Source organism: Actinomadura sp. KC06 (genome assembly GCF_004348735.1).
Classification (GTDB): Bacteria; Actinomycetota; Actinomycetes; order Streptosporangiales; family Streptosporangiaceae; genus Spirillospora.
Map to the genome: position 1 here is coordinate 111,519 of NZ_SMKT01000001.1, position 26,497 is coordinate 138,015.

At 71.0% G+C, this 26,497-nt stretch carries 20 protein-coding genes; 2 read left to right on the forward strand and 18 right to left on the reverse strand.

The window, feature by feature from the left end:
- Positions 1-300: 300 nt before the first annotated feature.
- From E1287_RS00535 to E1287_RS00575, 9 genes are all read right to left on the reverse strand, one after another.
- Positions 301-723: a rhodanese-like domain-containing protein gene (locus tag E1287_RS00535; RefSeq protein ID WP_243718433.1), complete on the reverse strand. Its 423-nt coding sequence runs from the start codon at positions 721-723 to the stop codon at positions 301-303.
- A gap of 78 nt (positions 724-801) precedes the next feature.
- Complete coding sequence (locus E1287_RS00540; protein ID WP_131962357.1) at positions 802-1,677, reverse strand: Gfo/Idh/MocA family oxidoreductase; 876 nt, start codon at positions 1,675-1,677, stop codon at positions 802-804.
- 34 nt (positions 1,678-1,711) lie between these two features.
- Positions 1,712-2,101, reverse strand: coding sequence for a hypothetical protein (locus E1287_RS00545; protein ID WP_131962359.1), 390 nt, complete (start codon positions 2,099-2,101; stop codon positions 1,712-1,714).
- 75 nt (positions 2,102-2,176) lie between these two features.
- On the reverse strand, positions 2,177-2,899 hold the full coding sequence (gene narI / locus E1287_RS00550) for a respiratory nitrate reductase subunit gamma (RefSeq protein WP_131962361.1): 723 nt from the start codon (positions 2,897-2,899) through the stop codon (positions 2,177-2,179).
- Positions 2,896-3,561 carry a nitrate reductase molybdenum cofactor assembly chaperone gene (gene narJ, locus E1287_RS00555; protein ID WP_347813941.1) on the reverse strand — a complete coding sequence of 222 codons (666 nt, stop codon included), beginning with the start codon at positions 3,559-3,561 and terminating at the stop codon, positions 2,896-2,898. Before narJ ends, narI begins: the two co-directional genes overlap by 4 nt.
- Positions 3,558-5,300, reverse strand: a complete 1,743-nt coding sequence (gene narH / locus E1287_RS00560) for a nitrate reductase subunit beta (RefSeq protein WP_131962363.1) — start codon at positions 5,298-5,300, stop codon at positions 3,558-3,560. The genes narJ and narH overlap by 4 nt, the downstream gene beginning before the upstream one ends.
- Positions 5,300-8,938, reverse strand: coding sequence for a nitrate reductase subunit alpha (locus E1287_RS00565; RefSeq protein ID WP_243718471.1), 3,639 nt, complete (start codon positions 8,936-8,938; stop codon positions 5,300-5,302). The genes narH and E1287_RS00565 overlap by 1 nt, the downstream gene beginning before the upstream one ends.
- A gap of 102 nt (positions 8,939-9,040) precedes the next feature.
- On the reverse strand, positions 9,041-10,285 hold the full coding sequence (locus E1287_RS00570) for an MFS transporter (protein WP_243718435.1): 1,245 nt from the start codon (positions 10,283-10,285) through the stop codon (positions 9,041-9,043).
- 21 nt (positions 10,286-10,306) lie between these two features.
- Complete coding sequence (locus tag E1287_RS00575; protein WP_131962365.1) at positions 10,307-10,618, reverse strand: hypothetical protein; 312 nt, start codon at positions 10,616-10,618, stop codon at positions 10,307-10,309.
- Positions 10,619-10,620: 2 nt separating this feature from the next.
- Between E1287_RS00575 and E1287_RS00580 the strand changes: the two genes are divergently transcribed.
- Together E1287_RS00580 and E1287_RS00585 are read left to right on the forward strand one after the other, a co-directional pair.
- Entirely contained in the window at positions 10,621-10,887 is a 267-nt protein-coding gene (locus tag E1287_RS00580) for a hypothetical protein (RefSeq protein ID WP_131962367.1), read from the forward strand.
- Positions 10,845-12,281: a sugar porter family MFS transporter gene (locus E1287_RS00585; RefSeq protein WP_131962369.1), complete on the forward strand. Its 1,437-nt coding sequence runs from the start codon at positions 10,845-10,847 to the stop codon at positions 12,279-12,281. The genes E1287_RS00580 and E1287_RS00585 overlap by 43 nt, the downstream gene beginning before the upstream one ends.
- 21 nt (positions 12,282-12,302) lie before the next feature.
- On the opposite strand, the gene E1287_RS00590 is transcribed toward E1287_RS00585, so the two are convergent.
- The 9 genes from E1287_RS00590 to E1287_RS00630 all read right to left on the reverse strand — a co-directional run bounded on the left by E1287_RS00590 (position 12,303) and on the right by E1287_RS00630 (position 26,388).
- Positions 12,303-12,770, reverse strand: coding sequence for a hypothetical protein (locus E1287_RS00590; RefSeq protein WP_131962371.1), 468 nt, complete (start codon positions 12,768-12,770; stop codon positions 12,303-12,305).
- A gap of 14 nt (positions 12,771-12,784) precedes the next feature.
- Complete coding sequence (locus E1287_RS46205; protein ID WP_131962373.1) at positions 12,785-19,636, reverse strand: polymorphic toxin-type HINT domain-containing protein; 6,852 nt, start codon at positions 19,634-19,636, stop codon at positions 12,785-12,787.
- Positions 19,637-20,082: 446 nt separating this feature from the next.
- Positions 20,083-20,928 carry an ABC transporter permease gene (locus E1287_RS00600; RefSeq protein WP_131962375.1) on the reverse strand — a complete coding sequence of 282 codons (846 nt, stop codon included), beginning with the start codon at positions 20,926-20,928 and terminating at the stop codon, positions 20,083-20,085.
- Position 20,929: 1 nt separating this feature from the next.
- Positions 20,930-21,742 carry an ABC transporter permease subunit gene (locus E1287_RS00605; protein ID WP_131962377.1) on the reverse strand — a complete coding sequence of 271 codons (813 nt, stop codon included), beginning with the start codon at positions 21,740-21,742 and terminating at the stop codon, positions 20,930-20,932.
- Complete coding sequence (locus E1287_RS00610) at positions 21,739-22,542, reverse strand: ABC transporter ATP-binding protein (protein ID WP_131962379.1); 804 nt, start codon at positions 22,540-22,542, stop codon at positions 21,739-21,741. The genes E1287_RS00605 and E1287_RS00610 overlap by 4 nt, the downstream gene beginning before the upstream one ends.
- Position 22,543: 1 nt before the next feature.
- Entirely contained in the window at positions 22,544-23,668 is a 1,125-nt protein-coding gene (locus E1287_RS00615) for an ABC transporter substrate-binding protein (RefSeq protein WP_165968829.1), read from the reverse strand.
- A 19-nt stretch (positions 23,669-23,687) separates the two neighbouring features.
- Complete coding sequence (locus E1287_RS00620) at positions 23,688-24,737, reverse strand: alcohol dehydrogenase catalytic domain-containing protein (RefSeq protein WP_165968830.1); 1,050 nt, start codon at positions 24,735-24,737, stop codon at positions 23,688-23,690.
- Positions 24,734-25,486, reverse strand: coding sequence for an RraA family protein (locus E1287_RS00625; protein WP_131962385.1), 753 nt, complete (start codon positions 25,484-25,486; stop codon positions 24,734-24,736). The genes E1287_RS00620 and E1287_RS00625 overlap by 4 nt, the downstream gene beginning before the upstream one ends.
- On the reverse strand, positions 25,483-26,388 hold the full coding sequence (locus E1287_RS00630) for an amidohydrolase family protein (RefSeq protein ID WP_131962387.1): 906 nt from the start codon (positions 26,386-26,388) through the stop codon (positions 25,483-25,485). Before E1287_RS00630 ends, E1287_RS00625 begins: the two co-directional genes overlap by 4 nt.
- Between the last annotated feature and the right edge of the window lie 109 nt (positions 26,389-26,497).

Consider the following 26,497-nt stretch of genomic DNA (forward strand, 5'->3'; position numbering starts at 1 on the left):
TCCGGGCTCCGGTAGCCGCGGTCATCGGAGTCGATTCCCGGCGGGTGATTTTGCCACGGCGCGCCCTATACACCAGTGGGAAACAACTGTAAGCACCGTGTCATTACGCAGCGCTGACGGCCGGAGTTAGGCTCTGAATTCCTCGCGTTCGTCCAGGAGGATTCCGGCCGTACGCCCCCGGTCGTTCCGACACGGCGACCCAGCACCGCGAGGACAGTGGGACGGCCAGGTCCCGAGGTGGATGATCCACTCCCTTGCACCGGCCCCGGGACCCGGCCGCTCCCGCGCGCCTAGGCCCCGTCAGGTCGCCGTGGCGGCACCGGTCGTGGGCGCACCGGTGGTGCCGCCGGTCGTCGGCAGGCCCGCGGCGCGCCACGCGCGGAAGCCGCCCACGACGTCGGTGGCGCGGGTCAGCCCGAGGTCGTGGAGGGACGCGGCGGCCAGGCTGGAGGTGTAGCCCTCCGAGCACAGCACGATGACGCGCAGCCCGTGCCCGGTCGCCTGGGGCAGCCGGGCCTCGGACGCGGGGTCGAACCGCCATTCGAGGACGTTGCGTTCCACGATCAGCGCGCCGGGCACCTCGCCCTCGTCCGCCCGCTGGGCGGCGGGACGGATGTCGACCAGCACCGCGCCGTCCAGCGTCTCCGCGTGGGCCTGGGCCGGGTCGAGGCGTTCGAGCCGTTCGCGCGCGCCGGCGAGGACCTCATCGATGGTTCGAGCCATGAGGTCAAGCATGGCATCCCGGCGGGCGCCGGCCTGTGAGCCGCGCCTCAGCCCGTGCCTCAGCCAGTGAGCCGCGCCTCAGCCGCCGAGCTGGGCCTCGGCCGCGGCGAGGATCTCCTGGACGCGCAGGCCGTGCGCGGCGTCGAGCGGGGGCCGGGGCCCGCCGCGCACGGCGGCGGCGAACTCGGCGGCCATCACCGGGAACGCGTCGTCGTCCAGTTCGCTCCAGTCGATCTGCGCGGTCCCCTTCCGCCCGTAGACCTCTACGCGGGGCGGCGCGGGGTCGTCCGCCCGCGCCATCGACAGGGCCGCCTGGCTGGTCGCGCCGCCCTCGTGCTCCAGCGTCAGCGCCACCCAGGCCAGCCGGTCACCGTGCGCATGGACGGCGGTGACCCGCCCGAGCGAGGCGTCCAGGAGGTCGATGATGTGGGGGCCGTAGTCGAGCAGCGGCCCCTTCTCCAGCCTCCAAGGGGTGGCGAAAGGACCGCCCTTCAGCGCCGACGCGATGAACGTGCCGAAGCCGCCGAACGGCTCCAGCTCCCGTGCCCGGTCGACGAAGGCGCGGGCGGCGCGCGAATAGCGGAGGCTGAACACCATCTGCGAGACGACGCCCGCCTCGGCGACGGCGCCGGCCAGGCGGCGGGCGCCGTCCAGGTCCATGGCGAGGGGCTTCTCCAGCAGGACGGCCTTGCCCGCGCGGGCGGCGCGCGCGGCGAGGTCGGCCTGCACGTCCGGGGGGACGCAGAACGCGACGGCCTCGCACGCGTCGAACAGCTCCTCGATCCGGGCGAACGAGGGCGCGCCGTGCTCGCCGGCCAGCGCGGCGGACGCGTCCGGCCGCCGCGCCCACACGCCCGCCAGCCGGGTGGACGGCCCCGCCGCCAGCACGGGCGCGTGCACCATCCCGGCCCAGGGCCCGGCCCCGACCAGCCCCACCGCCACAGAGTCGCTCATGGGGCAAACCTAGACGATCGTTCCGTGTCCCCGGTCAGCCGAGCTGGACGCCGAAGAACAGTGCGGCGAGCGCGCCGGCCGCGCCGAGCGCGCCCCAGGCGGCGAGGCCGGCCTTGGACGTGGCGCGGGTGTGCAGGAAAGCGGCGACCCCGGACAGCAGCACGAACACCAGCTTCACCTCAAGGGTCCGCTGCGCGGCGTCGCCAAGGTCGCCCTCGGTGAGGTTCCAGACGCCGGTGAGCACGAGGACGGCGAACGCGGGCCAGGCGATCGTGTTGAAGCGGCGCGCGGCGACCTTGGTGACGCCCTCGTAGCCGCGCAGCGCCGGGACCAGCGCGCCGAGCGTGATCTGCCCGCCGACCCAGATCGTCGCGGCGAGCACGTGCAGGAAGATCCGGACGTCGGCGGCGGTGACGGCAAGCACGGGTGGGACGTTATCGCCCGCATCCGCCGCGTCCCGCACCACCCCCGGGGAATCCGGTCGGACGCGCCGGACGCGTCAGGTGATCCGTTCCCAGCCCCGCGGGGTGCGGTGCATGCCGAGCTGCTCGTCGCGGCTGCGGTAGACGATGTAGGGGCGGGTCAGGTAGCCGATCGGCGCGGTGAGCATGTGCACGAGGCGCGTGAAGGGCCAGATGCAGAAGAGCGCGAGCGCGCTGAGGGCGTGGAGCTGGAACAGGATCGGGACACCGGTCATGAGGTCCGGGTCGGGCTGGAAGTAGAAGATCGACCGGAACCACGGGGAGACCGTCTCGCGGTAGTTGTAGCCGCCTCCGAGCAGGTTCGCGACGACGGTCGCGGACAGCCCGAGCACGATCGTCAGCGTCAGCACCGCGTACATGAGCTTGTCGTTGCGGGTGGTGACGGAGAAGACCGGGCCGACGGTCCGCCGCCGGTAGACGAGGATCGCCAGGCCGGCGAGGGTGCAGACCCCGGCGACGGTCCCGAGGGCCAGCGCGATGGCGTGGTAGGCGGTCTCGCCGATGCCGGCGGCCTCCGTCCAGCTCTCGGGGATGAGGATGCCGCCGATGTGGCCCAGCAGCACGACGAGGATGCCGAAGTGGAACAGCGGGCTGCCGATACGCAGCAGGCGGCTCTCGTAGAGCTGGGACGAGCGGGTCGTCCAGCCGAACTTGTCGTACCGGTACCGCCAGATGTGCCCGAGGACGAACACCGCGATCGTGACGTAGGGCAGCGCGACCCACAGCAGGACGCCGGTCATGACGGCATCCCCAAGAGGACGGGCCCGGAGCCGCCCGGCCCGTAGGGCGCGAGGCCGACCTGTTCTTCGGGCGGGCCTTCGGCGATGAGGCGGGCGATGGCCTGTTCGGTGCGGCCCGTGAGCGGCGGGAGCGTCGCGGTGACCGCGGCCAGGACGGACGTCCAGGGTGAGGCGGCTTCGGTGAGGGCGAGGCGCAGGAGTTCGAGTCCGGCGCGGTGTTCGAGGAGGAGGCGGCGGCCTTGGGCGAGGTCGCCGGTGGCGGCGAATTCCAGGACGACGGCGAGATGGTCGGGGAGTTCGCCGTCGTCCAGGACGAGCCCGGCCGCTGCGTAGGCCTGTTTGAATCGCAGCAGCGCCATTCCGCGCTTGCGGGTGTCGCCGTAGGCGTAATAGGTGAGGTAGAGGCAGCAGCGTTTGCGGTGGTCGAAGGTGGCGACGTAGTCGGCCGTCAGCTCGGACGGCGGTGTCGCGTCCAGGTGGTCGAGGAAGCGGGTCAGGGGCGTGCCCGCCGGTGCGGGCAGGGTGTCGGCGGCGCGGCGCAGCAGCGGGCGCTGTCCCAGCAGTTCCTCGTCGGGGTAGCCGAGCAGCAGGGACGCGGCCTGCCACGCCGTGGCCAGTTGGCGGTCGGTGAAGCCCGGTTTGCTCGCGGGTCTGATCCTCACGGTTCGGGCTCCGTTTCGGCGTGGCCGGCGTCGGCGGGCGGATAGGTGTCGTCCGGGCCCGGCCGCTGGTCCTTCGTGCGTGCCGGGAAGAGCCCGGCGGGGGCGCCCTTGCCGTCCCAGTTGAGGAGGTTGACACGGTGGCGTTTGTCGGCCGGGTCGGCCGGGTGGTCGGCGGTCTGCCGCTGGCGCAGCATGTGGAAGTTCTCCACCGCTATCGGGTTGGCGCCGCCGGACGTCTCCCCGAACGGCCCCGACCCGCCGCCGCTGCCGGAGCCGCCCATGCCGGGCCCGCCCTCATAGTTCAGCGCGCAGTCGGTGGCGAGTTCTTCGAGGTCGTGGGCCTGTTCGGCGTGCGCGGTGGGGATGACGTACCGCTCGTCGTACTTGGCCAGGGCCAGCAGCCGGTACATGTCGTACATCGCCTCGCCGGTCATGCCGACGCGGGCGGGGACGGCCTCGTCGGGGTCGCGGCCGAGGTTGAGGTCGCGCATGTAGGCGCGCATCGCGGCCAGGCGGTGCAGGACGGCGTCGACCGGCGCGGTGTCCCCCGCGGTGAACAACTCGGCGAGGTACTCGACGGGGATGCGCAGCGCGTCGATCGCGGCGAACAGGTTCCCGGCGCTCTCGGCGTCGTGGCCGGTGTCGCGGACGACGTCCACCACCGGTGACAGCGGCGGGATGTACCAGACCATCGGCATCGTCCGGTACTCGGGATGCAGCGGCAGCGCGACCTTGTAGGTGTTGATGAGTGCGTACACCGGGGAGCGCTGTGCCGCCTCGATCCAGTCGCCGGGGATGCCCTCGCGTTCGGCGGCCGCGATCACCTCCGGGTCGGACGGGTCGAGGAACACCTCGCGCTGCGCCTCGTACAGGCCGGTGTCATCGGGGGTGGACGCGGCCTCCAGGACCTTGTCGGCGTCGTAGAGGACCAGGCCGATGTAGCGCAGCCGTCCGACGCAGGTCTCGGAGCAGACGGTGGGGATGCCGACCTCGACGCGCGGGAAGCAGAACGTGCACTTCTCCGCCTTGCCGGTGCGGTGGTTGAAGTACATCTTCTTGTAGGGGCAGCCGGACACGCACATCCGCCAGCCCCTGCAGCGGTCCCGGTCGACCAGCACGATGCCGTCCTCGGTCCGCTTGTAGATCGCGCCGGACGGGCACGACGCCGCGCAGGACGGGTTGAGGCAGTGCTCGCAGATCCGCGGCAGGTAGAACATGAACGTCTGGTCGAACTCCAGCTTGACCTTGTCGGAGATCCGCGCCAGCACCACGTCCTGGTCGCCGTGCTCCAGCGAGCCGCCCAGGTCGTCGTCCCAGTTCGCCGACCAGGAGATCTTCATGTCGTCGCCGGACAGCAGCGACTTGGGGCGGGCGACCGGGGTGTGCTCCTGCAGCGGGGCGTTGGTGAGGGTCTCGTAGTCGTAGGTCCAGGGCTCGTAGTAGTCGGCGATGCCCGGCAGTTTCGGGTTGGCGAAGATGGTCAGCAGCTTGCGGAGCCTGCCGCCGCCCTTGAGCGCGAGGCGCCCGCGCCTGTTGAGCGTCCAGCCGCCGCGCCAGCGTTCCTGGTCCTCGTAGCGGCGGGGGTAGCCCTGCCCGGGACGGGTCTCGACGTTGTTGAACCACACGTACTCGACGCCTGACCGGTTGGTCCACGCCTGCTTGCAGGTGACTGAGCAGGTGTGGCAGCCGATGCACTTGTCGAGGTTCATCACCATCGCCATCTGCGCCATGACCCGCATCAGTAGGTCACCTCCTGCGACCGGCGGCGGATCACGGTGACCTCGTCGCGCTGGTTGCCGGTCGGGCCGAGGTAGTTGAACGCGAACGACAGCTGCGCGTACCCGCCGATGAGATGGGACGGCTTGATCAGCAACCGGGTCAGGGAGTTGTGGATGCCGCCGCGCCGCCCGGACGTCTCGGCGCGCGGGACGTCGATCAGCTTGTCCTGGGCGTGGTACATGTACACCGTCCCCTCCGGCATGCGGTGGGACACGATCGCGCGGGCGACCACGACGCCGTTGCGGTTCACCGCCTCGATCCAGTCGTTGTCGCGCACGCCGATCTTGGCCGCGTCCGCGCCGCTCATCCAGATCGCCGGGCCGCCGCGCGCCAGCGACAGCATGAACAGGTTGTCCTGGTACTCGGAATGGATCGACCACTTGTTGTGCGGGGTCAGGTACCGGACGGTCAGGCCGAGCTCGCCCGTCTCGCCGAGTTCGGGTTCGCCGAACAGCGCGGTCATGTTCAGCGGCGGCCGGAACGTCGGCAGCTGCTCGCCCAGCTCGGCCATCCAGTCGTGGTCGAGGTAGAAGTGCTGGCGTCCGGTGAGGGTGTGCCAGGGCTTGAGGCGTTCGACGTTGATGGTGAAGGGCGAGTAGCGGCGCCCGCCGCTTTCCGACCCCGACCATTCCGGTGAGGTGAGCACCGGGACGGGGCGGGCCTGCGTGTCCGCGAACGTGATCTGCGTGCCCTCGTGCTCGGCGGCCAGATCGGCGAGCCGCGTGCCGGTGCGCCGCTCCAGGGTGCGGAACCCCTGGACGGCCAGGTGCCCGTTCGTCGTCCCGGAGAAGGCCAGGATCATCTCGCAGGCCTGCACGTCCCGGCGCAGGGACGGGCGTCCGTCCGCCGGGCCGCCGCGCACCACGCCGTTGGTGTTCTTGAGGTACTCGACCTGCCGTTCCAGGTCGAAGGTGACGCCCTTGGTCGTGGCGCCGAGCCGTTCGGCGAGCGGGCCGAGGGCCGTCATCTTCGCCGCGACCGCGGGGTAGTCGCGTTCGACGGTGACGAGTTTCGGCATCGTCACGCCCGGGACCGGCTCGCACTCCCCCTTCGCCCAATCGGCCACGCGGCCGTGCGGGGTGGCCATCTCGTCCGGCGTGTCGTGCAGCAGCGGCACGGCGACCACGTCTTTGCGGACGCCCAGATGCCGCACGGCGAGACGGCTGAACGCGGTGGCGATGTCCTGGAACGCCCGCCAGTCGCTGCGGGTCTGCCACGGCGGCGCGATCGCCGGGTTGAACGAATGCACGAACGGGTGCATGTCGGTCGTGTTGAGGTCGTGCTTCTCATACCAGGTCGCGGCCGGGAGGACGATGTCGGAGTAGATCGTGGTGCTGGTCATCCGGAAGTCCAGCGACAGCAGCAGGTCGAGCTTTCCGGCCGGCGCCTCGTCCCGCCAGACGACCTCCCTCGGCCGGACGTCCGGGGCCGCCTCGGTCGCGCGGACGGCGTCGCCCGCGCCGAGCAGATGCTTGAGGAAGTACTCGTCCCCTTTGGCGGACGAGCCCAGCAGGTTCGACCGCCAGACCGTCAGCACGCGCGGGAAGTTCTCGGGCGCGTCGGGGTCCTGGCAGGCGAACTTGAGGCGGTCGGCCTTCAGCTCGTCCACGACGTGGTCGCCGGCCTGCTTCCCGGCGGCCTCCGCCTCGTCGGCCAGGTCGAGGGGGTTGCGGTCGAACGTCGGATAGGACGGCATCCAGCCCAGCCGCGCCGCCTGGGCGATGACGTCGGCCGTCGAACGCCCTGCGAGTTGCCCTCCGCCCGTCGCCGCCGAGAGGGTGCCGGCGCTGAAATGGTCGTAGCGGAACTGGTCGGTGTGCAGGTAGAAGAACGCGGTCCCGATCATCTGCCGGGGCGGACGCGACCAGTCCAGCGCGCCCGCGAGCTGCGCCCACCCGGTCACCGGACGGCACTTCTCCTGCCCGACGTAGTGCGCCCAGCCGCCGCCGTTCACGCCCTGGCATCCGGTCAGCGTCGTCAGCGCCAGGAACGCCCGGTAGATCGTGTCGGAGTGGAACCAGTGGTTCGTCCCCGCCCCCATGATGATCATCGAGCGGCCGCGGGACTCCTCGGCGTTCGCGGCGAACTCCCGCCCGATGCGCTCGGCGGCCTGCGCCGGGACGCCCGTGATGCCCTCCTGCCACGCCGGGGTGCACGGCTGGGACGCGTCGTCGTAGCCGGACGGCCATGAGCCCGGCAGGCCGTCCCGTCCGACGCCGTACTGGGCCAGCAGCAGGTCGTACACAGTGGTGACCAGATGGCCTCCGACGTCTCGCGCCGGTACTCCCCTGCGCACCGTCCCGGGCGTGCCACCGGCAGCATCGAAACGGGCCAGCTCGACCTCCACCGCTTCGCCGCCTTCGCAGGACAGCAGCGGGTCGGCGTCACCGAGATCCAGGTTCCACTTGCCCTGGCCCGACTCGCCGAACCGGAAGCCCAGCGATCCGTTCGGCACCAGCGGGCGGCCGGTCGCCGCGTCCAGGATCACGGTCTTGAACGCGGCATGCTCGGACTCGGCCCCGGCGCCCGGGAGGTCGGCGGCGGTGAGGAACCTGCCCGGCACGAAGGCGTCGCCGCGCCGCTCCAGCCGCACCAGGAACGGCAGGTCGCTGTAGCGTTTCACGTAGTCGGCGAAGTACGGGACCTGACGGTCGACGAAGAACTCCTTGAGCACGACGTGCCCCATCGCCATCGCGAGCGCGCCGTCCGTCCCCGGCTGGGCGGCCAGCCATTCATCGGCGAACTTGACGTTGTCGGCATAGTCCGGGGACACCGCCACGACCTTCTGGCCCCGGTAGCGCGCCTCGGTCATCCAGTGCGCGTCCGGGGTCCGCGTGACCGGCAGGTTGGAGCCCCACATGATCAGGTACCCGGCGTCCCACCAGTCCCCCGACTCCGGCACGTCCGTCTGATCCCCGAAGACCTGCGGGGACGCCACCGGAAGATCGGCGTACCAGTCGTAGAACGACAGCATCGTCCCGCCGATCAGCGACACGAACCGGGCGCCCGACGCGTGCGACACCATCGACATCGCCGGGATCGGTGAGAACCCCGCCACCCGGTCCGGCCCGAACTCCTTGATCGTGTGGACGTGCGCGGCGGCGATCATCTCGGTCGCCTCGTCCCACGTCGCCCGGACCAGCCCGCCGCGGCCCCGCGCTTCCTTGTACGCGCGGGCCTTCTCCGGGTCGGACACCACGTCCCGCCACGCCGCCACGGGATCGCCCGTCCGCGCCCGCGCCTCCCGGAACAGCTCCAGCAGCACACCGCGTACATACGGATACCGGACGCGTGTAGGCGAGTAGGTGTACCAGGAGAACGACGCGCCCCTCGGGCAGCCGCGCGGTTCGTACTCCGGACGGTCCGCGCCCACCGACGGATAGTCGGTCTGCTGCGCCTCCCAGGTGATGATGCCGTCCTTGACGTACACCTTCCACGAACACGAACCCGTGCAATTCACCCCGTGCGTCGACCGCACCACCTTGTCGTGCGACCAGCGATCACGGTAGAACGCGTCCGCCTCGCGCCCGCCCTTCTTCGTCAACGTCCGCAGATCCGGCGACACCCGCGCGCGCGTGAAGAACCTGCGCGTGCTCACCAGCGCGTCCTCCAGCGGCCCGTCCAACCCCGGATGCCCGGGCGGTTTCGCCTGCGCGGCGTCGTGCTCGCTCGAACCCACTCTCGAATCCCTTCTCGCCCGCTAGGCGACGGCCCGGTGGCCTTCGGCGGCCCGCCGGACGACCGTGGCGGTGAACACCGCGGCCCCCGCCGCCACGACCGCGAGCAGCGCGAGACCGGCGGCGTAGGAGCCGTACGCCCCGTAGATCGAGCCCATCACCAGCGGCGGGACGAACCCGCCCAGACCACCCGCCGCGCCGACCACACCGGTGACCGCCCCGACCTTGTTCGCCGGAGCCAGCCGCGCCACCAGCGCGAACGTCGCACCGCTGCCCGCGCCGAGCGCCGCCGCCATCGTCAGGAACGCGATCGTCCCCAGCGGCATCAGCGGCGGCGCGAACGCCTGGACCGCCGCACCCACGACCGTCACCGCCAGGGACACGAGCATCACCCGCACCGCGCCGATCCGGTCCGACAGCCACCCGCCGACCGGACGCATCACCACCGCCAGCAGCACGAACCCCGCCATCCGGTCCGCCGCGTCCGACTGCGACAGCCCGTACTGCGTCTTCAGATACGTCGGCAGATACACCGAGAAAGCCACATAGCCACCGAAGGTGACCGCGTACAGCGCCGACATCTGCCACGTGACGCCCAGCCGCACCGTCGCCGCCAGCCGCTTGGCGAGCGGCTCGCCGGGCGGCGTCCGTCCGGGCGCCTCCTTCAGGACGAACCAGGACACCACGGCATACAGCGCGAGCAGGACGGCCATCACCTCGAACGGGAACTCCATGCCGTAGCGGTCGACCTCTTTGACCGTCGTCAGCGCGCTGATCGCGGTGCCGCCCATCCCGGCCCCGAACACGCCGATCGCGAACCCGCGCCGCTCCGGCGGGAACCACGCGTTCACGAACGGCACGCCCACCGCGAAGGTCGTCCCGCCGACGCCGAGGAAGAACCCGCCGACCAGGAGCGCCGCCAGCGACGAATGCCCCAGAAGCCCCAGATACAGGACGGGCACGATCGTGATGAGCGACACCACCGGGAACATCACGCGCCCGCCGAACCGGTCGGTCAGCGCCCCCACCGGGATCCGTCCCACCGACCCGACCACGACCGGCACCGCCACCAGCAGCGACTGCTCGAACGACGACAGCTCCAGCGAATCCTTGAACCGCGGCCCCAGCGGGCTCAGCAGCGCCCACGCCCAGAAGTTCACGGCGAACCCGATCGTGGCCACGGCCAGCATGACCATCGGCCGCGCGCCGGCGCCGGACCGTCCCGGCCCCGCCGGTCCGGGCCCGGTCTCCTGCCGCGTCCTCGTCACCGTGCCGCCCCGTTTCCGCGATCACCCACCTCGGTCGCCGGGGATCTTCCCGAAGCTCGTCGCGGATAACCATGATCGGCTTCGGGCCGGGCTCACTCGGGGCGGGCCGGGCTCACTCGGGGCGGGGCCAGGGCGTCCGGAGAGGCGCTCGATGCCGGTGTTGAACCGCTTGAGGTAGGCGGCGAAGTCGGCGACGTCGTCGGGCGTCCAATCGGCCAGGACCTTGTCCAGGCTGCGGATGACGCCGTCGCGGTGCTCGGCGAGGTGCCGCTCGCCGCCGGCGGTGATGCGGAACCTGCGGGCGATGCCCCGGCACCGGACCTGGAGAGACACACGTGGACGACCCCACACGCGCCGGCGCGCCCGCCGGACGTCCCGGCGGGATCGTGGCGGTGCTGGCGGTCGCCGGCGTCATCGCCGCGCTGATGCAGACCCTGGTGGTGCGGCTGATCGGCGAGCCCAAGAATGCTTTGTGCATCGCATTCCAACGAAATAGCTCTTTTGAGCGGCTGGGGGTAAAAGCCGGGCGAGCGGACGTCGGCCGATCACGGGGGATGATGTGCAGGGCTTTTCCGGTGCCCCCATCAGGGAGGGGCCGCTGACCGAGGTTCCCGCCGCGGGCCTGCGCCGGATCCGGCTGTGGGGGTTCCTCGTCGCGGTCGGCGGGTTCCTGTTCGGCTTCGACACCGGCGTGATCTCCGGGGCGCTGCTGTTCATCAGGTCCGACTTCGACATGAACTCCTTCGAGCAGGGCAGCGTGGTCAGCGTCCTGGTGCTGGGCGCGATGGTCGGGGCGCTGCTGGCCGGGCGGCTCGCCGACCGGTTCGGGCGGCGGCAGGCGCTCCGCCTGGAGGGCCTGGTGTTCCTCATCGGCACGGCCGTCGCCGCCTTCTCGCCCGGCTACGGGACGCTGCTGGCCGGACGGCTCGTCCTCGGCCTGGCCGTCGGCGCCGCGTCCGCGACCGTCCCGATCTACCTGTCGGAGATCTCGCCGAAGGACGTCCGCGGCCGGATGCTCTCGCTCAACCAGCTGATGATCACGATCGGCATCCTGGCCGCGTACGTGGTGAACGTCGTCTTCTCCGGCGCGGGGAACTGGCGGGCGATGATCGGGGCCGGGGCCGTCCCGGCGCTGGTGATCGTCGCGGCCACGCTGTGGTCGCTGCCGGAATCGCCGGTGTGGCTGCTGACGCGGGGCCGGAAGGGGCAGGCGCGGCGGCTGATCGCCTCGGTCACCAACCTGGCGACCGCCGACCGGCTCATCGAACGGTTCGAGCGCCGCCAGGAGACCGAGCGCCGCCAGGACGCCCTCCAGGGCCGCGACGCCCGGCGGCGTGAGGGGGCGCGCGCGCTGCTGGCCGCCCAGGTCCGCCCCGCGCTGGTCGTCGGGCTGGCGCTCGCGGCGCTCCAGCAGTTCGGCGGGATCAACACGATCATCTACTACGCGCCGACGATCATCGAGCAGACGGGGCTGACGGCGTCCAACGCCATCGTCTACTCGATCGCCATCGGGGTCATCAACCTGGTCATGACGATCGTGGCGATCCGCGCCATCGACCGCTCCGGCCGCCGCCGGCTGATGCTGCTCTCGCTGGCGGCGATGACGGTGACGATGGCGCTGCTCGGCCTGGCGTTCGTGGCGGACTTCTCCTCGGTGCTGTCGCTGGTGTTCATGGTCCTCTACATCGCCGGGTACGCCGTCGGGCTCGGCCCGGTGTTCTGGACGCTGATCGGCGAGATCTTCCCGCCCCGCGCGCACGCGGCCGGGTCGAGCGCGTCCACGGCCGTGAACTGGGCGTCGAACTTCGTGGTGAGCCTCGTCTTCCTGCCGATCGCCCACGCGATCGGCCAGGGCGAGACGTTCTGGATCTTCGGGGCCATCTCCCTGCTCGGCCTGCTGTTCGTCGCCCGCTTCGTCCCCGAGACGAAGGGACGCGACTTCGAGCAGGTCGACGCCGACCTCCAATCCCGCTTCGGCCGCCACCCCACCGCCTGACCCTCCCCGTCTAGGGGTTTCTCATCGCTTGATGGTCTCCGGCACGCGGTCGTCGTACAGGCGATTCAGGTAGTCGACGAAGTCGAGACCGAACAATCCCAGATAGGGGCTGTACCCGCCGTAGACGCGCTGCCGGGTGCTCGCCATGAAGTACAGGCCGTAGGGCGTCTGTCCGAAGGGGTAGAGCGGCCCGTCCTCCGCGGCCGGTTCGTATTCATTGCGCAGCACCGTCCAGCTCATGTCGCTCAGTGTCGCCACCGAATCGAAGATGGTGCTGATCTCGGTGTCCTTCATCGAAAAGTGGGGGTGCACCAGTTCCAGCCCGTTGAGCGATCTGATGAACTGGCCGACGTCCCAGGGAATGTCGGCATAGCCGACCTGGGCGCACAGGGACACGTACTCCTCGGGGATTTCGAACGTCCGGTCTTCACTCCATCCGGCGGCGACAAGCCCATCGCGCGCTCTTTCGCTCAGCCCGTCGAATCGCACGGCGCACCCCCCTTTCATCCCACATACCTCGCCCCTCCGCCGATGAGGATCGGAAGGCAGGATTCTGGGCAGGGGGCCACACTAACACCTGTACTTCTCTGCACGGTCGCGAATTCCACGTTCCGCAAATCCGCCGCTTCGTCCGTCAAAGCGGTCGCCAAAGCCCCGTTGCAGGCCCTGATCTCCGCGCAGTTGTCCCAGGACCAGAACCCTTGGCCGCCGAGGTCCGCGCGTTCCGTAAGGGCGTCCTCGTAATAGGGATCTCCATGCCTGGCGCCGCTGAGTCCGGTCACGATGGGCCCCGGCTGCCCGTCGCCCCGGTCGATGAGCCGTGCGGCCGCCACTTTCTCCGCATCGTCCGGCGCGTCCGCCGCGGCGGCGCGGGCCGCCGCCGTCAGACAGTCGTCGTTGTGGACGAGTACGGTCGCCGTGCCCACGGCCACGTAGTAGGTGTGGGCGTTGGCGACGGTGAGGTTGTGGACGGTCTGGAACGGCCGAACCCGCGTCTTGAGTGCCGTGACCTGGACGTAGGCGCCCGCGCTGGTGCGGAGCCACATTCCCGGTTCGAGGTTCTCGGCCTTGACCCATCGGCCGATGTCGCCGGCGACCCAGAAGGGGTGTTCGCCGGTGGCGAGGACGACGCCGGTCTTGCCGCCGCGTGCGCCGTCGGTGTCGACGGTGACCGCGACGAGGGTCTTGACGCCGGTGCTTCTGACGGTGTCGACCACGACCTGCGGCCGGGTGGCTCCGGTGGCGGGGTCGGTCGCCGCGACCTTGTCGCCGGGTCTGATCTCCTGAATCGGCTTCCGGGTGCCGTCCGCCATCACCACCGTGGTGCCCGGCGAGAAACTGCTCCTGCACCCCGGATTCTGAGTTCTGGGCGGGCCGTCGGGTTTGGGAAGGCCATTGGCCTTGTCCTTCAGTTTCTTCGCCCGGAGGGCCTTGGCCAGCCCTATCAGGCCCTTGAGCAGCGCCGAGCCGAGGATCTCCTCGGGCCCGCCGACCATCATCAGCAGGACCGTCCCGCTAAAGGTGCCCATGTCCTTGAGCTTTTGTTTGAAAGTGCGCTGGACGAAGCCCCAGTGCGCCCTTTCATAAAGCTGGAGCGCCAGTTCCGTGACGGCGGCGTCGCCCATCTTGGTGTCCGGTATCGGGCAGCCGCCGCGCATCGGATTCATGTAGCAGTGGGCGGCCGGGGCGCCGTAGGTGTTCCGGCGGGTCTCCTCGGCCTTTTCCCAGGCCTTGTCGTAGGCCTTGCTGACGCCTGGGTTGAACCTTCGGCCGCCGGTGCAGGGGTTTTCGGGGATGGTGCCGCATTGGCCGCCGCCGTCGCGGAGCAGGCCGTCGGGGTCGCTGGAGACGACCGGGGTGTTGTCGGCGTAGGTGTAGCCGTTGAGCTGCTGCGGGTCGGACGGCTTCATGAGCGGGTCCACGCTGGTGAACCGGCCGGTCTCGGGGTCGTAGTCGCGGGCGCCGAGGTGTGTCAGCCCGGTGGGGTCCTTGATGCCGCCGACGAAGCCGCGCTCGTCGGGCCAGGCGTCGCCGGGTGTACCGCGTTCGGTGCCGAACGGGGTGAAGCGCCGCACGGTGGACTTCAGGTCGGCGGCGGCGATGGCGACCTGGGCGGTGCCCTGGTGGTCGCCGGTCAGGAAGGTGAGGCCGCCGGCGGTGGTGCGCAGCGCGACGTTCTCACCGCCGTGGGTGTAGTAGCGGGTCGCGGTGGGGGTGGTGGCGCCGGGCTCGGCGCGCAGCTCGGTCCCCGGGAGGTAGAGGGTGGTGCCGCCGGGGTCCTTGCGGATCAGCCGGTCGCCGCCGGGGCCGTTGATGAACTGGGTGGTCGCGCCGTCCTGGGTGACGGTCGCCAGGTCTCCCTCGCTGTTCCAGTCCAGGGTCTGGCGCGTGGTGCCCAGGGCGCGGCCGGTGGTGTTGCCGACCTCGTCGTAGGCGAAGGTGTCGGTGCGGTCGCCCTCGCCCCCGGTCTGGGTGATCTTGGTGAGGCGGTTGCCCTGGCCGGGCGGCTCGTAGGCGTAGGTGCGGTTGGTGTCGGGCTTGCCGCCCACGCCGTGGCGGGTCTCGGTCTTGCGGTTTCCGGCCTTGTCGTAGGTGAAGGTGCGCCAGTACGGCGCGGGCCCGCCGATGACGTCCGCGGTGGGTGTGGTCGAGCAGGCGGTGTCGCCTTCGGACCAGGCTCCGGTCAGCCGGCGCAGGTGGTCGTAGGTGTAGCACTGGTTGTCGGTGCCGTCGGCGGAGACGTCGGAGATCGACAGGATGTTGCCCGCGTCGTCGTAGCGGTAGGCGGCGCGGCGGGGGTCGCCGGTGACGCCTTCGCGGTAGGTGCGCGACGACTCCAGCCGCTGCGTGCCGTACTCCCAGGTCAGGGCGTTCCACACGCGTTTGCCCGAGGCGCCCAGCTCCACCAGCTTGGGTTTGCCGGACGGCGTGTATTCGGCGTGGTTGACGTAGGTGCCGAGACCACTGGTCAGCCGGGTGGGATGCCGGTAGGCGTCGTAGGAGACCGCCAGCGTCTCGGCGGGCAGGCCGCCGGCGGCGGGCAGCGTCTGGGTGGCCAGGGTGCCGTCCGGGTTGAAGGTCTGCCCGAAGGCGTAGGTCCCGGCCAGGGCTCCCTGGGAGGACGGGACGGTGATCGTGCCGCCCTCGCCGCGTCCCAGCACGTCGTAGCCGGTGACACGGCTGGTGTAATCGCCGTCGTCGCGGTGCCGCGTCGCCGAGGCGAGCATGCCCTTGCCGCGCGGGGCGGTGTCGTAGGCCCACGAGATCAGGCGGCTCCCGGTCTGCGACTCCTCGCGGACGTCGGTCTTGCGGCCCAGCCCGTCGTAGGCGGTGTGGAGCGTCTTCCCGCGCGCGTCGGTGGCGGAGGTCTCCCGGTCGAGGTCGTCGTAGCCGAAGGTGGCCGCGCCCCGGTCGGGATCGCTGGTCTTGACCTTGCGGCCCCGCAGGTCGTAGGTGGTTTTCCAGCTGTTGCCCGACGGGTCGGTGATGCCGGTCATCCGCCCGGCGCCGTCCCAGGCGTACTTCGTGGCGTCGTAGGGCCCGCTCGGTTCCGGGCCGCTGTACTGGCGGCGCTCGGTGACCTGCCCGCGGGCGTCGGTGAACTCGGCGGTCGGGACGCCCCCGGACGGCGGGTCGACGGCCGTCCAGTCACCGCCGTAGCTGGTGGTGGTGCGCCACTTCTCGCCGGTCGCGCCGGTGACGAGCCGCTCCACGGTCTGCCTGCCGAGGCCGTCGTAGCCGAAGTGGCTCTGGGTCTCCACGCCGGCGGGGTCGGCGGCGAACAGGACGGGTGCGGGCGCGCCGGTGGCCGGGTGGACGTCGTACTCCTTGGCGACCAGGCCCCGGTCGTCGTAGAAGGTGTCCGCGATCAGCCGTCCGCCGGGCCCGGCGATCTGGGTCTGGCGCTTGCGCAGCCAGCCGTCGTAGAGCTCGACGATCGGACGCTGCCCGTCGCCCTCGGTGACGGTCTTCGTCGTGACGGCGACGATCTTCCCGTCGGTGATCTGGTAGCCGAACTCGGCGTTCGGCACCGGGTCGCTCGCCTTGTCCCGGTCGGGCAGCCACACCTTGGTGAGCCGGCCGAGCGCGTCGCGGGCCAGGTCGGTGCGCAGCCCGTTGGCGTCGACGACCGCTATCGGCTGCCCCCAGGCCTGGTCGAGCTGGGTGGTGATGGTCAGCGCGGACGAGGCGTCGCCGTCGCGGGCGCGCGGGCTGGTGACGGCGGTCTGGGTGGTCAGCCCGGCGGTCTCGGTGTAGCGGGTGGTGTTGATCTGCCCGAGCGCGTTGGCGGAGGTCAGCACGCGGCCGTAGCGGTCGTGGGTCGACTCGGTGCCGGTGACGTACCGCGCGTTCGCGCCGTCGTGATCGGCGACCCTCTCGGTCTTGGTGACGTTGCCCCTGGTCGGCGGGTCGCCGAAACCGCCGCCGTCGTAGTACGTGCGCGTGTCGGAGACCAGGTCCTTGGTCCGGTCGGGCTCGGCGGCGCATGCCACCGATACCGTCTCCACCCGCGACGGGTAGTCGTACTTATGCGAGTACTTGTCGTCGGCGTACTCGGTGCGGGTGCACCGGTCGTCGGCGGCGGTGGAGACGTCGGCGAGATCGTTGACGCTCTTCACGCGTCCGACGCCGAGGAACTCGGTCTCGTACTCGGTGTCGGTCCTGGTCTCGCGCCAGGTGCCGCCGCCCATCGCCGTCCAGGTGCGGGCGGTGCCGACGTTGACGGCCGCGGCGTGGACGGTGCCCCAGGAGCGGTCGCGGGTCGCGGTGACGAGACGCCACGGCGTGCTGACGCTCTTGCCGTGCACGGACCCGCCGGGTCCCGTGTACTGGACGGTACGCAGTTCGAACCCGTCCAGCCCTTCGTGGTCGGTGTGCGTGCCGCCCTCACCGTCGGGGACCTGGACGTTCTTGCTCCCGCCGGCCGGCCCGGCGCGGTCGCCGTGCATGCCGCGCAGGTAGTAGGTGTCGGTCTGCGACTTGGGGTCGCCTGGCCCGCCGGTGGTGACGCGGACGTGCCCGTAGCCGCGCCACTGCGACCAGGTCTTGTACTTCTCGCGGGTCAGCCCGTCGTCGTCGGCGTAGTGCCACGCGGCGCCGTCCAGGTAGGCGTAGTTCGTGGCCATGTCGGGCGAGCCGCCGGTGCGGTCCCGCTGCACGACGGACGTCACCACGAACTTGTTGAACCAGTCGGTGATCGGGGTGGTCTGCCCCGGCTGATGCCAGATGGACGGGTAGCAGCGCCGCGTATTGCTCTCCGGCGCCGGCGGATCGGCACGGGAGCAGTCCACTCCGGAGTAGGCGATGTCGATCTCGCCGCCGGACTCGTCGAAGATCTTGCCGACGCGGTAGCGGGTGTAGGGCGGGACGCCGTCGTTCGCCTGGTCCAGCCGGTTCGCCTTGGGGACGTGGTTGAACGTCACCTTCGGCAGCGCGATGCTCTCCGCCCCTGCCGGACCGGCCAGCCCGGCGTGCTGGATCTCCTTCAGCAGCAGGTCGCGCTCGTCGTTGACGGCGCCCCACTGGTGGTCGAGCGACCAGGAGTCCACCTTCCGGTAGCCCCATCCGGCGCCCCGGTCGTGGCTGGTGGTGACCTTGGTCAGCCGTTTGCGGGACCAGAACGTCGGCGAGGGGCCGCCGTGCCCGTCGCGGCATTCGGTGCCCGCGTCGCAGTTCATGTCCCACGGCACGTCCCACCATTTCTCCGGGTTGGTGGAGATCTTGGCGGGCGCGCAGTCGAAGGACGCGTCGGGAATGCATCGCTCGGCCGTGTCGAACTGCACGCGGGCGGGCGGGGCGCCGGCGAACACGTTGTCGCCGCGGAGCCCGTACTCGGCCCCGGTGAGGTACCCGCCCCTGGTGTAGGGGGTGGTGTGGACGAGGTTCCGGGCGTAGTGGTTGGTCTCCTTCTCGTACAGGTAGATGACGGAGTTGCCGTTGGGGTCGAGGACCATGTCGAGGTTCCAGCGCCACGCCTGCTGGCACCACGAGTCGTCGAACCCGGAGTCCTTGTGGCAGGGCTCCTTGGCGTCGTCGCCGAAGGCGGGGACCGTCCAGGCCGAGTTGGTCTCGGGGCCGCCCGAGCCCCAGCCCGGCAGCCGGTTCCGGCCGAAGAAGTAGCGGGTGCCGTCGGTCGTGGTGACCCGCCAGTACTCCCCGTCGTCGTCACCGTTCTGGACGTAGGGGGAGGTCAGCCGCTCGAACCTGGTGCCGTCGTCGTTGCGCAGCCGCCATGTCCCGTCGGCGGCCTTGATCAGCTCGCCGCCCTTGCCGTTCCAGGTGACGGTGGCGTTGTCGTATCCCCAGCACAGGTCGCCGGGGATCTTGCCGTCGGCGTTGGGCGGCACGCCGTCGTCCTCGCACGACTTGTACCGGCGCTCGATGAACCCGGGCGACAGCTCGAAGCCCTCGCCCGCCCAGGACGGCTGGCTGTTGGTGTTGGCGGTGCGGCCGTCCACGCTCTGCGCCGAGTAGACCAGGTCCACCTTCGGGGTGAGCCCGCCCGGCACGGGCGGCACGCGCATCGGATACGACCAGGTGAAGTCGCCGGTGTTGGCGGTGACCTTCCACGTCGCGGACGCGTCCAGCTTCGTGGCCTTGAAGTCGCCCTGCGACCCTTCCGGGGCGGCGACGGCCGCGAGCACCGTCGGCCCGGCCGCCCGGGCGGCGGGCTCGACGTCGGCGGTCAGGGTCTGCTTCTCGCCGTCGTTGGCCGACGGCACGGGGGTGGACGTCCGGCACTCCGGCTTCGCGGGGGCGGTGAGCGCGCACGCGGGCAGCCGCACCAGCCGCAGCCGGGTGCCGTACGCGCCGCCGAACGCCTGCGCGAACGCCGAGTAGTCCACGCGGACACCGGCCCGGCCGGACGCGCCGTCCTCGACGGGTGCGAGGCTTAACATCAGCCCGGTGACGCCCGCGCGCCCGGCGGCCTGGCGGCTCAGGACCTCGACCTCCACCCGGCCGGTCAGCGCGGGCCGCCGGTCCGATCCGTCCTTCTGGACGGCGGGCGGCCCGAGCCAGATCGGCAGGTCCCCGGCTCGTGTCCATCCCGCCGTGGAGCGAGCCGACCCGCCGCCGCCCGCCGCCTTGGCCTCGGCCTTCCCGGGCGCGGGCCAGGACGCCCGCGCCGCCGCGCCGGCCCGCGCCGCCGGGTCGGGGGTGCGCGGTCTGGTCTTGGCGTCCTTCCCGCGCACGGGCCGCTCGTGGTCGGCGACCTTCGGACGGCCGTCGCGTTCGGGATCGGCCAGCGCGGGCGCCGCCGAGGCGAGCCCGGCCGCCAGGACGACCGCCATCGTCGCGGCCACCGCACGCAGCGGGCGGCCCAGGCGCAGCAGTTGACGCTTTCCGACGCTCATCGCGGCGACCTCCTGGTCGTGGCGGGTGTTTCCGCCGAGGCAAACGCGAGAAGCATCTGATCATGGACAGGACAATGCAAGAGCGCGTTCGAAAATCCAACACTCGAATGGTGATCTCGCACCTGATCAAGGGGGTCGTGGCCAGGTTCGGACACGTCAGCCACCGGGGGCGCGGTCCTCGCCCCCTGGTATGTGACAGATGCCTTGACCCGATCGACAATGCGAGTTACAGGCTGAAAGGGAATTCAGAATGGCGGCGGCTATTGATGTCCGTGCAGGTAGCAGCCTCGGCCAACCCGGCTGCTGACCAGCGCTCTCGGCCTCCGAACCTGAGGTCACCTAGCCGGAAAACACTGTAGGCACGTTCCAAACCAACCAGAAGCAAAGCCTTATCGCACAAAAAGCCGAAACGGCTTGTTCTTTATCTGCAGTCGAACAGAACTACTTCATCGAGACGATTCAAAGAAGCGTTCCGTGCCGAAGCGGAGCACGCTGAAGAGGATTTTGTTCTGCAGGACGCCGAGGAGCATCAGCACGGTCAGCACGGAGAACTCGGCGGCGACGTTGATCGCCTCGCTGTAGGTGAGCAGGAGCTGCCCGAGGCCGCCCGCGGAGGGCGCGACGAACTCGCCGACGATCGCGCCGATCAGCGCGAAGGCCATGCTGATCTCCAGCCCGGAGACGATGCCCGGCACCGCGGACGGCAGCGAGATGCGGAAGAAGCGCTGCCGGCGGTTCGCGTCGAACGCCGTCGCCATCTCCAGCCGCGACTCCGACACGGTGGACAGCGCGGCCAGCGTCGCGATCACGGCGGGGAAGAACGCCAGCATCGCGGCGAAGCTGAACTTCATCGTCAGGCCGAAGCCCAGCCACAGCGCGCACACCGGGGCCAGCGCGATCTTCGGCAGCGACTGGAACGCGACCACGTACGGGTAGAGGACGAACCGGACGAGCCGCGACTCCGCCATCAGCATGCCGAGCAGCACGCCCGACCCGGCGCCCAGCACGAACCCGATCAGGGTGGCCTTCCACGTCTCCCAGGTGCTCTGCCCGACCTGCTCCAGGAAGATGTCCGAGCGCATCACCTCGAACACGTCGGTCGGCGCGGGGATCACGACCCCGCTGATCTCGAACCTAGAGATCACGAGCTGGATCAGCAGGACGCCGGCCAGGCCGACCACCAGGGGCGGGAGCAGCAGGAACGCGGCCCTGGCCAGCGGGCCGGAGCGGAACGGCCGCCCGGGCGCGGGGGCCTCCTGCCGTTGGACGCGTCGGTCCGGCGCCTCGGTCACCTTATTCATTGGGCATGCGCTCCAAAACGAAATGCCGGGCGAGGCGGACGAGCAGCGCCAGCGCCAGCCCGACCACGGCCAGGATCATCAGCACGGCGAACTCCTCGGCCAGCCGGAACTCGCTCTGGTAGACCTGCAGGATCACGCCGACGCCGGCGTTGGCGCTGATCAGCTCGCCCGCGATGGCGGCGAGGAACGACAGCACCACCGAGATCTCCAGGCCGGAGAAGATCGGCACCACCAGCCCGGGGAAGACGATCTTGCGGCGGATCTGGGCCTTGGACGCGCCGAACGCGGTCGCCATCTCGATCCGGCCCCGGTCGGTCTCCGCCACGCCCGCCATCGTGCTCACCAGGATCGGGAACAGCGTCGCCGCGCCGACCAGCCCGATCTTGGACTCCATGCCGAGCCCGAACCAGATGACGAAGATCGGCGCGAGCGCGATCGGCGGCAGCGCCTGCAGGGCCAGGGCGTACGGGTAGAAGCCCTGCCGCAGGATCCGCGACTCGCCGAGCAGGACGCCGAGCACCACGCCGAGGACGAAGCCGATCAGCAGACCGAAGAACGCCTCGCCGAGCGTGGTGCGCAGCGCGGTCAGGTACTCGCCCCATTCGCCGGACGGCCCGAGCGCCTTGACGACCGCGTCCAGCTTCGGCACCGAGCTGCCGTCGCCCTGCACGTCGGACGGGAAGACCTGCCAGGCGACGAGCAGGACGGCGGTGACCAGCGCGAGCCCGCCCCACCGGGCCGCCGCACCGCCCCGCGAGGGTGCGGCGGCCGGACGGCCGGGGCCGGTCGCCGGTCCGGCGGTCATCCGCCGACCCCCACCTCGGAGGCGAACAGGCGGTCGCGGACCTGCCCGCACACCTCGGCGAACTCCGGGGTGGCCATCAGGTCCTTGGTCCGCTCCTTCGGGAACGGCGGCGTGACGACCTCGACCACGGTCCCCGGCCGCTCCGAGAGGATCACCACGCGGGTCGACAGCAGCACCGCCTCGTCGATCCCGTGCGTGATGAGCAGGGCGGTCTTCTCGGTCTCCCGCCAGATGCGGTTGAGGTCGATGTTCATCTGCTCCCTGGTCAGGGCGTCCAGGGAGCCGAACGGCTCGTCCAGCAGCAGCAAGCCCGGGTCGTCGGCGAGCGCCCGGCAGATCGCGACGCGCTGCCGCATCCCGCCGGACAGCTCCTTCGGACGCCGCGACTCGAACCCCGCCAGGCCCGCCCGTTCCAGCAGGCCCGACACGCGTTCGCGGGCGGCGTCGGTGACCTTGCCGTGCAGCTCGACGGGGAACAGGCAGTTGGACATCACGTCCCGCCAGGGCAGCAGGGTGGCGTCCTGCAGCGCGATGCCGATGTCGCGGCGCGGCCCGGTGACCGGCTCCCCCCACACCCGCACGGACCCTTCGGTGGGACGCAGCAGGCCCGCGATCATCTTCAGGATCGTGCTCTTGCCGCAGCCGCTGGGCCCGACGATGCTCACGAACTCGCCCGGCTCGACGGTGAGGTCGACGTCCTTGACCGCCTCGACGTCCCGGACGGCCCGCCGCCCGCGTCCCCGTCCGGCGAACACGTGCCGCAGCCCGGCCAACTCGACCGCATGGTCTTCGGTACTCATGTCAGCCCTCGAACTTGTAGTTCTTGGCGGCGTTCTTGATCTGCTGGCTGTCGAAAGTGTTGAACGCCTTCACGAACTCGTTGGTCACGAAATCCTCGGCCTTGAACGCGGTGGGCGTCAGTTTGGTCGAGACGGAGAAGTCGCTCCACGCCTTGATGCCCGACTCGGGGAATTCGCCCCAGGTCTTCCTGGCGTCCGGGTCGCCGCTGGTGATGTGCTGGGTCCGCAGCGCGAGGATCCGCTTGTTGTCCTCCATCTTCTTGTCTTCCGGGACGCCCGGGATGTTCGTCTTCGGGTAGACCTCGTACATCATCTTGATGGCGGCCTCCGGATTGGCCGTGGCGAAGACGTTCGCCTTCGCCATCGCCCGCCCGAACCCCTCGATCACCTTCGGGTTGGCCTTCATGTACGACTGCTTCGCGGAGAACCCGGTCGAGAAGAGCTGCTGGCCGAGTGCCGACTTGAAATAGCGGAGCTTGGCGCCGAGATTCTCCATCGCCGCGTACTGCGAGTCGAAGAGCATCAGCGCGTCGACCCGCTTGGCCTTCAGCGCGTGATAGGCGCCCGCCTCGAGCCCGACCGACACGAACTGGACGTCGGTGTCCGGGTTCAGGCCCTGCTCGCGCAGCAGCGCCTTGGCCAGCGGGATCGTCCCGCTGCCGAGGCTCTGCGCGCCGATCTTCTTGCCCTTGAAGTCGGCCCAGTTCTGGATCGGGCTGCCGGACTCGACGGCGAAGCTGGCCACCTGCGACCGCGCCCAGTTGAAGAACATCCGCTGGTCCGACTTGTTCTTCACCGCGTCCGGAATGAGCGACTGCGGGACCGGAGCCGCCATTTCCATCTGCCCGGCGGCGACGGCCTGGATCGCCTGGGTCGAGCCGGGCGTGAACGTCGTCTCGATCTTCAGGCCCTCCTCCTTGAAGTAGCCGAGGTAGCGGGCCACGGGAATGGCGGCGAAGCTGGAGTTCATCGCCTTGATGGCCAGGGCGACCTTGACGGTGCGCAGGTTCTCGCCGGTCTCCTTGGAGTTGCCGCCGCCGTCGCCGCACCCGGCCGCCGCCAGCGCGACCGCCACGGACGACACCAGGACGCGAAACGCCAGAGAGCCCGCTCTACGAGGTCCCATCTTCGATTCCTTCCGCAATTCATCCGGCGGTGTCGGGGACGAGGAGAATCCGCCCGGTCGCCGAGCCGCTCTCCAGGATTTCGTGGGCTCGCGGCGCCTCCGACATGGGCAGCACATCGGTCACCACCGGGGTGACCACGCCCCGTTCCATCAGCGACAGCACGTCCTCCAGCTGCCGCCGGGTGGTGCTCGCCGCCGACCTGATCGAGATGTCGCGGCGGCGCCACCCCACCAGGTCCGCGTCCACCCGGGGCGGCGTCTTCTGCACCTCGCCGACGAGCACGAGCCGTCCGTGCAGCGCGACGGTCTTCACACTGGACGCGAACGACGCCGCGCCCACGTTCTCCAGGACGACGTCGCAGCCCCGCCCATCGGTGACGGCCATGACGTCCTTGCTGTAGTCGACGCCTCGCTCGACCAGGACGATCTCGTCCGCGCCCGCCTCCCGGACGGCCTCGACCTTCTTCGGCGAGGTGGTCTGCGCCACGACCCGCGCCCCCGACGCCCTCGCGAGCTGGATGGCATGCAGCCCCACCCCGCCGCCCGCGCCGGTGACCAGTACCGTCTCCCCCAGTTCCAGGCGCGCGACGTCCCGCAGCGCGTTGAGCTGGGTGCCGATGGCGCAGGACGCGATCGCGACGTGCGGAGACGTGATGCCCGGCGGCACCTTCACCAGGCTGCCGTCCGACACCGCCACCAGCTCGGCGTAGCCGCCGTTCAGGCCGACGTCGCCGAGGAACACCTTGCGCGGGCAGCGCGTCTCCCGTCCCATGCGGCATTCCCGGCATTTGCCGCAGACGCGCTGCCGCTGGTTCGTGACGACCCGGTCGCCGACCGCGAAGTCCACGACGTCGGCGCCGGTCTCGACCACCTCGCCGACCACCTCGTGGCCGGGGATGATCGGGAAAGTGCCCGGCATCTGGCCGCGCCGGACGAGCACCTCGTGCATGCAGGCCCCGCACGCCTCGACCTTCACCACGCATTCGTCGGGCGCGGGTTTCGGGGGCTCCGCGTCCGTCCACGTCATCACGCTGGGCGGTCCGGTCTCCTGGGCGACGACGGCCTTCATCGGCTCTCCGTTCTCTCGGTCGTGGACCCGTCCCATGCGGCGTCGACGAAGCGTCCGCCGTCGGCGGGGAAGTTTCCGGCCCAGTCGCGCACCGCGAACAGCGACTCCCCCTCGCGCACGCGCGGCGTCAGCGTCGTGGTCTCGCGCAGGTCCCGCGCGGCCGCGGCGTCGGCGATTCTCGCGGCGTCTTCCAGCGGGACGACCGCGACGCCGTCCGCGTCCGCGACGACAAGGTCGCCGGGGCGCACGTACGCGCCGCAGCACACGACGGGCACGTTGCCCCATCCGGCGCGGGTCTTGCCGGTCGCGGCCGGGGTCACGCCCAGCGCCCACAGCGGGAACCCGACCCGCTCGATGTCCGCGACGTCGCGGGCGTGCCCCTCGATCACCGCGCCCGCGAGCCCGCGCGCGGCGGCCGACTCGCTGACGTTGGCGCCCCACACCGCCGAGTCGACGGGCCCGTGCTGGGACGTCCACACCAGGAAGTCGCCGGGCCCGGCGACCTCCAGCATCGCGTGCAGCGTGAGGTTGCTGCCGGACAGGTCGAGCGCCGTGACCGCCCGCCCGACCGCGCGCGTCCCGGGCGCCAGCGGACGGACGCCGCGCAGCAGGTTCCGCTGCCCCATCGCCTCATGGACGGACGCCACCGCCAGCCCGTCGTAGGCCCGCAGCACCTCGTCCGGCGGCCGGGGCGCGCGGGTGAAGACCGTGCCGCGCGGATGCAGGCGCGTGGGCGGGTCCGGCGTCATCGCGGCTCCGCGGGGAAATCGGCCAGCCCGGCCGGGTTGGCGACGAGAATGCGGTGCCGGTCGGCCTCGTCCGGGACGATCTGCTCGATCAGGTCGACCAGCATCCCGTCATCGGGCATCTCGCGCACGTTCGGATGCGGAAAGTCGGTGCCCCACAGGCAGCGCTCGGGCGCCTGCGCCGCGAGCAGGCGCGCCAGCGCGACCGCGTCCGCGTACGGCGCGCCCTCGGCGGAGAGACGCTCGGGGGCGCTGAGCTTGACCCACACGTCCCCGGTGTCGAGCAGCCGCCGCAGCGCCCGCACCTGCTCGCCGTCCAGCCCGGTGCCGAGATCGACCCGCGCCATGTGGTCGATGACGGCGGGCAGCCCGGTGAAGCGGAGCGTGTCGTACATGTCGATCACCGCGTCGCCGCCGATGTGGAACGCCGCGTGCCAGGCGTACGGGCGGACGAGGTCCAGCACCGCCCGCAGCTCGTCGGGCGAGAAGCCGGGCCCCAGATGCGGCATGTACTGCACCCGGACGCCGCGGACGCCCGCCTCGTGCAGCGCGGCGACCTCGGCGGGCGTGCTCCGCGGGGTCAGCAGCGCGACGCCCCGGTACCGGTCGGGGTAGGTGCGCAGCGCGTCCAGCAGCGCCGAGTGATCGGTGCCGTGCGCGGCGGACTGGACGATGATGGCGCGGTCCAGGCCCAGCAGGTCGTGCCGGCGGCGCAGGTCGTCCTTCGACACGTCGGGCGGGTCGTAGGCCCGGTCCTCGGGATAGGGGAAGACGTCGCCGGGGCCGAAGATGTGGCAGTGCGCGTCGCAGCTTCGCGGCGGCAGCCGCAGGTCGGGGACCTTGGGGTCCGGATGAGGCGGTGCGGCGACCCTCCGGCCGCCCCGCGTCGCACCGTGGGATGCCATGGGACTCGTTTCACGTGGACGGATGTCGGGGGATGAAGACGAGGGGTGGACTATCGAAAATAGTTCGCCTGACGCACAGTTGTGCGCCTGTTGAAGCGAGTGTGCACGA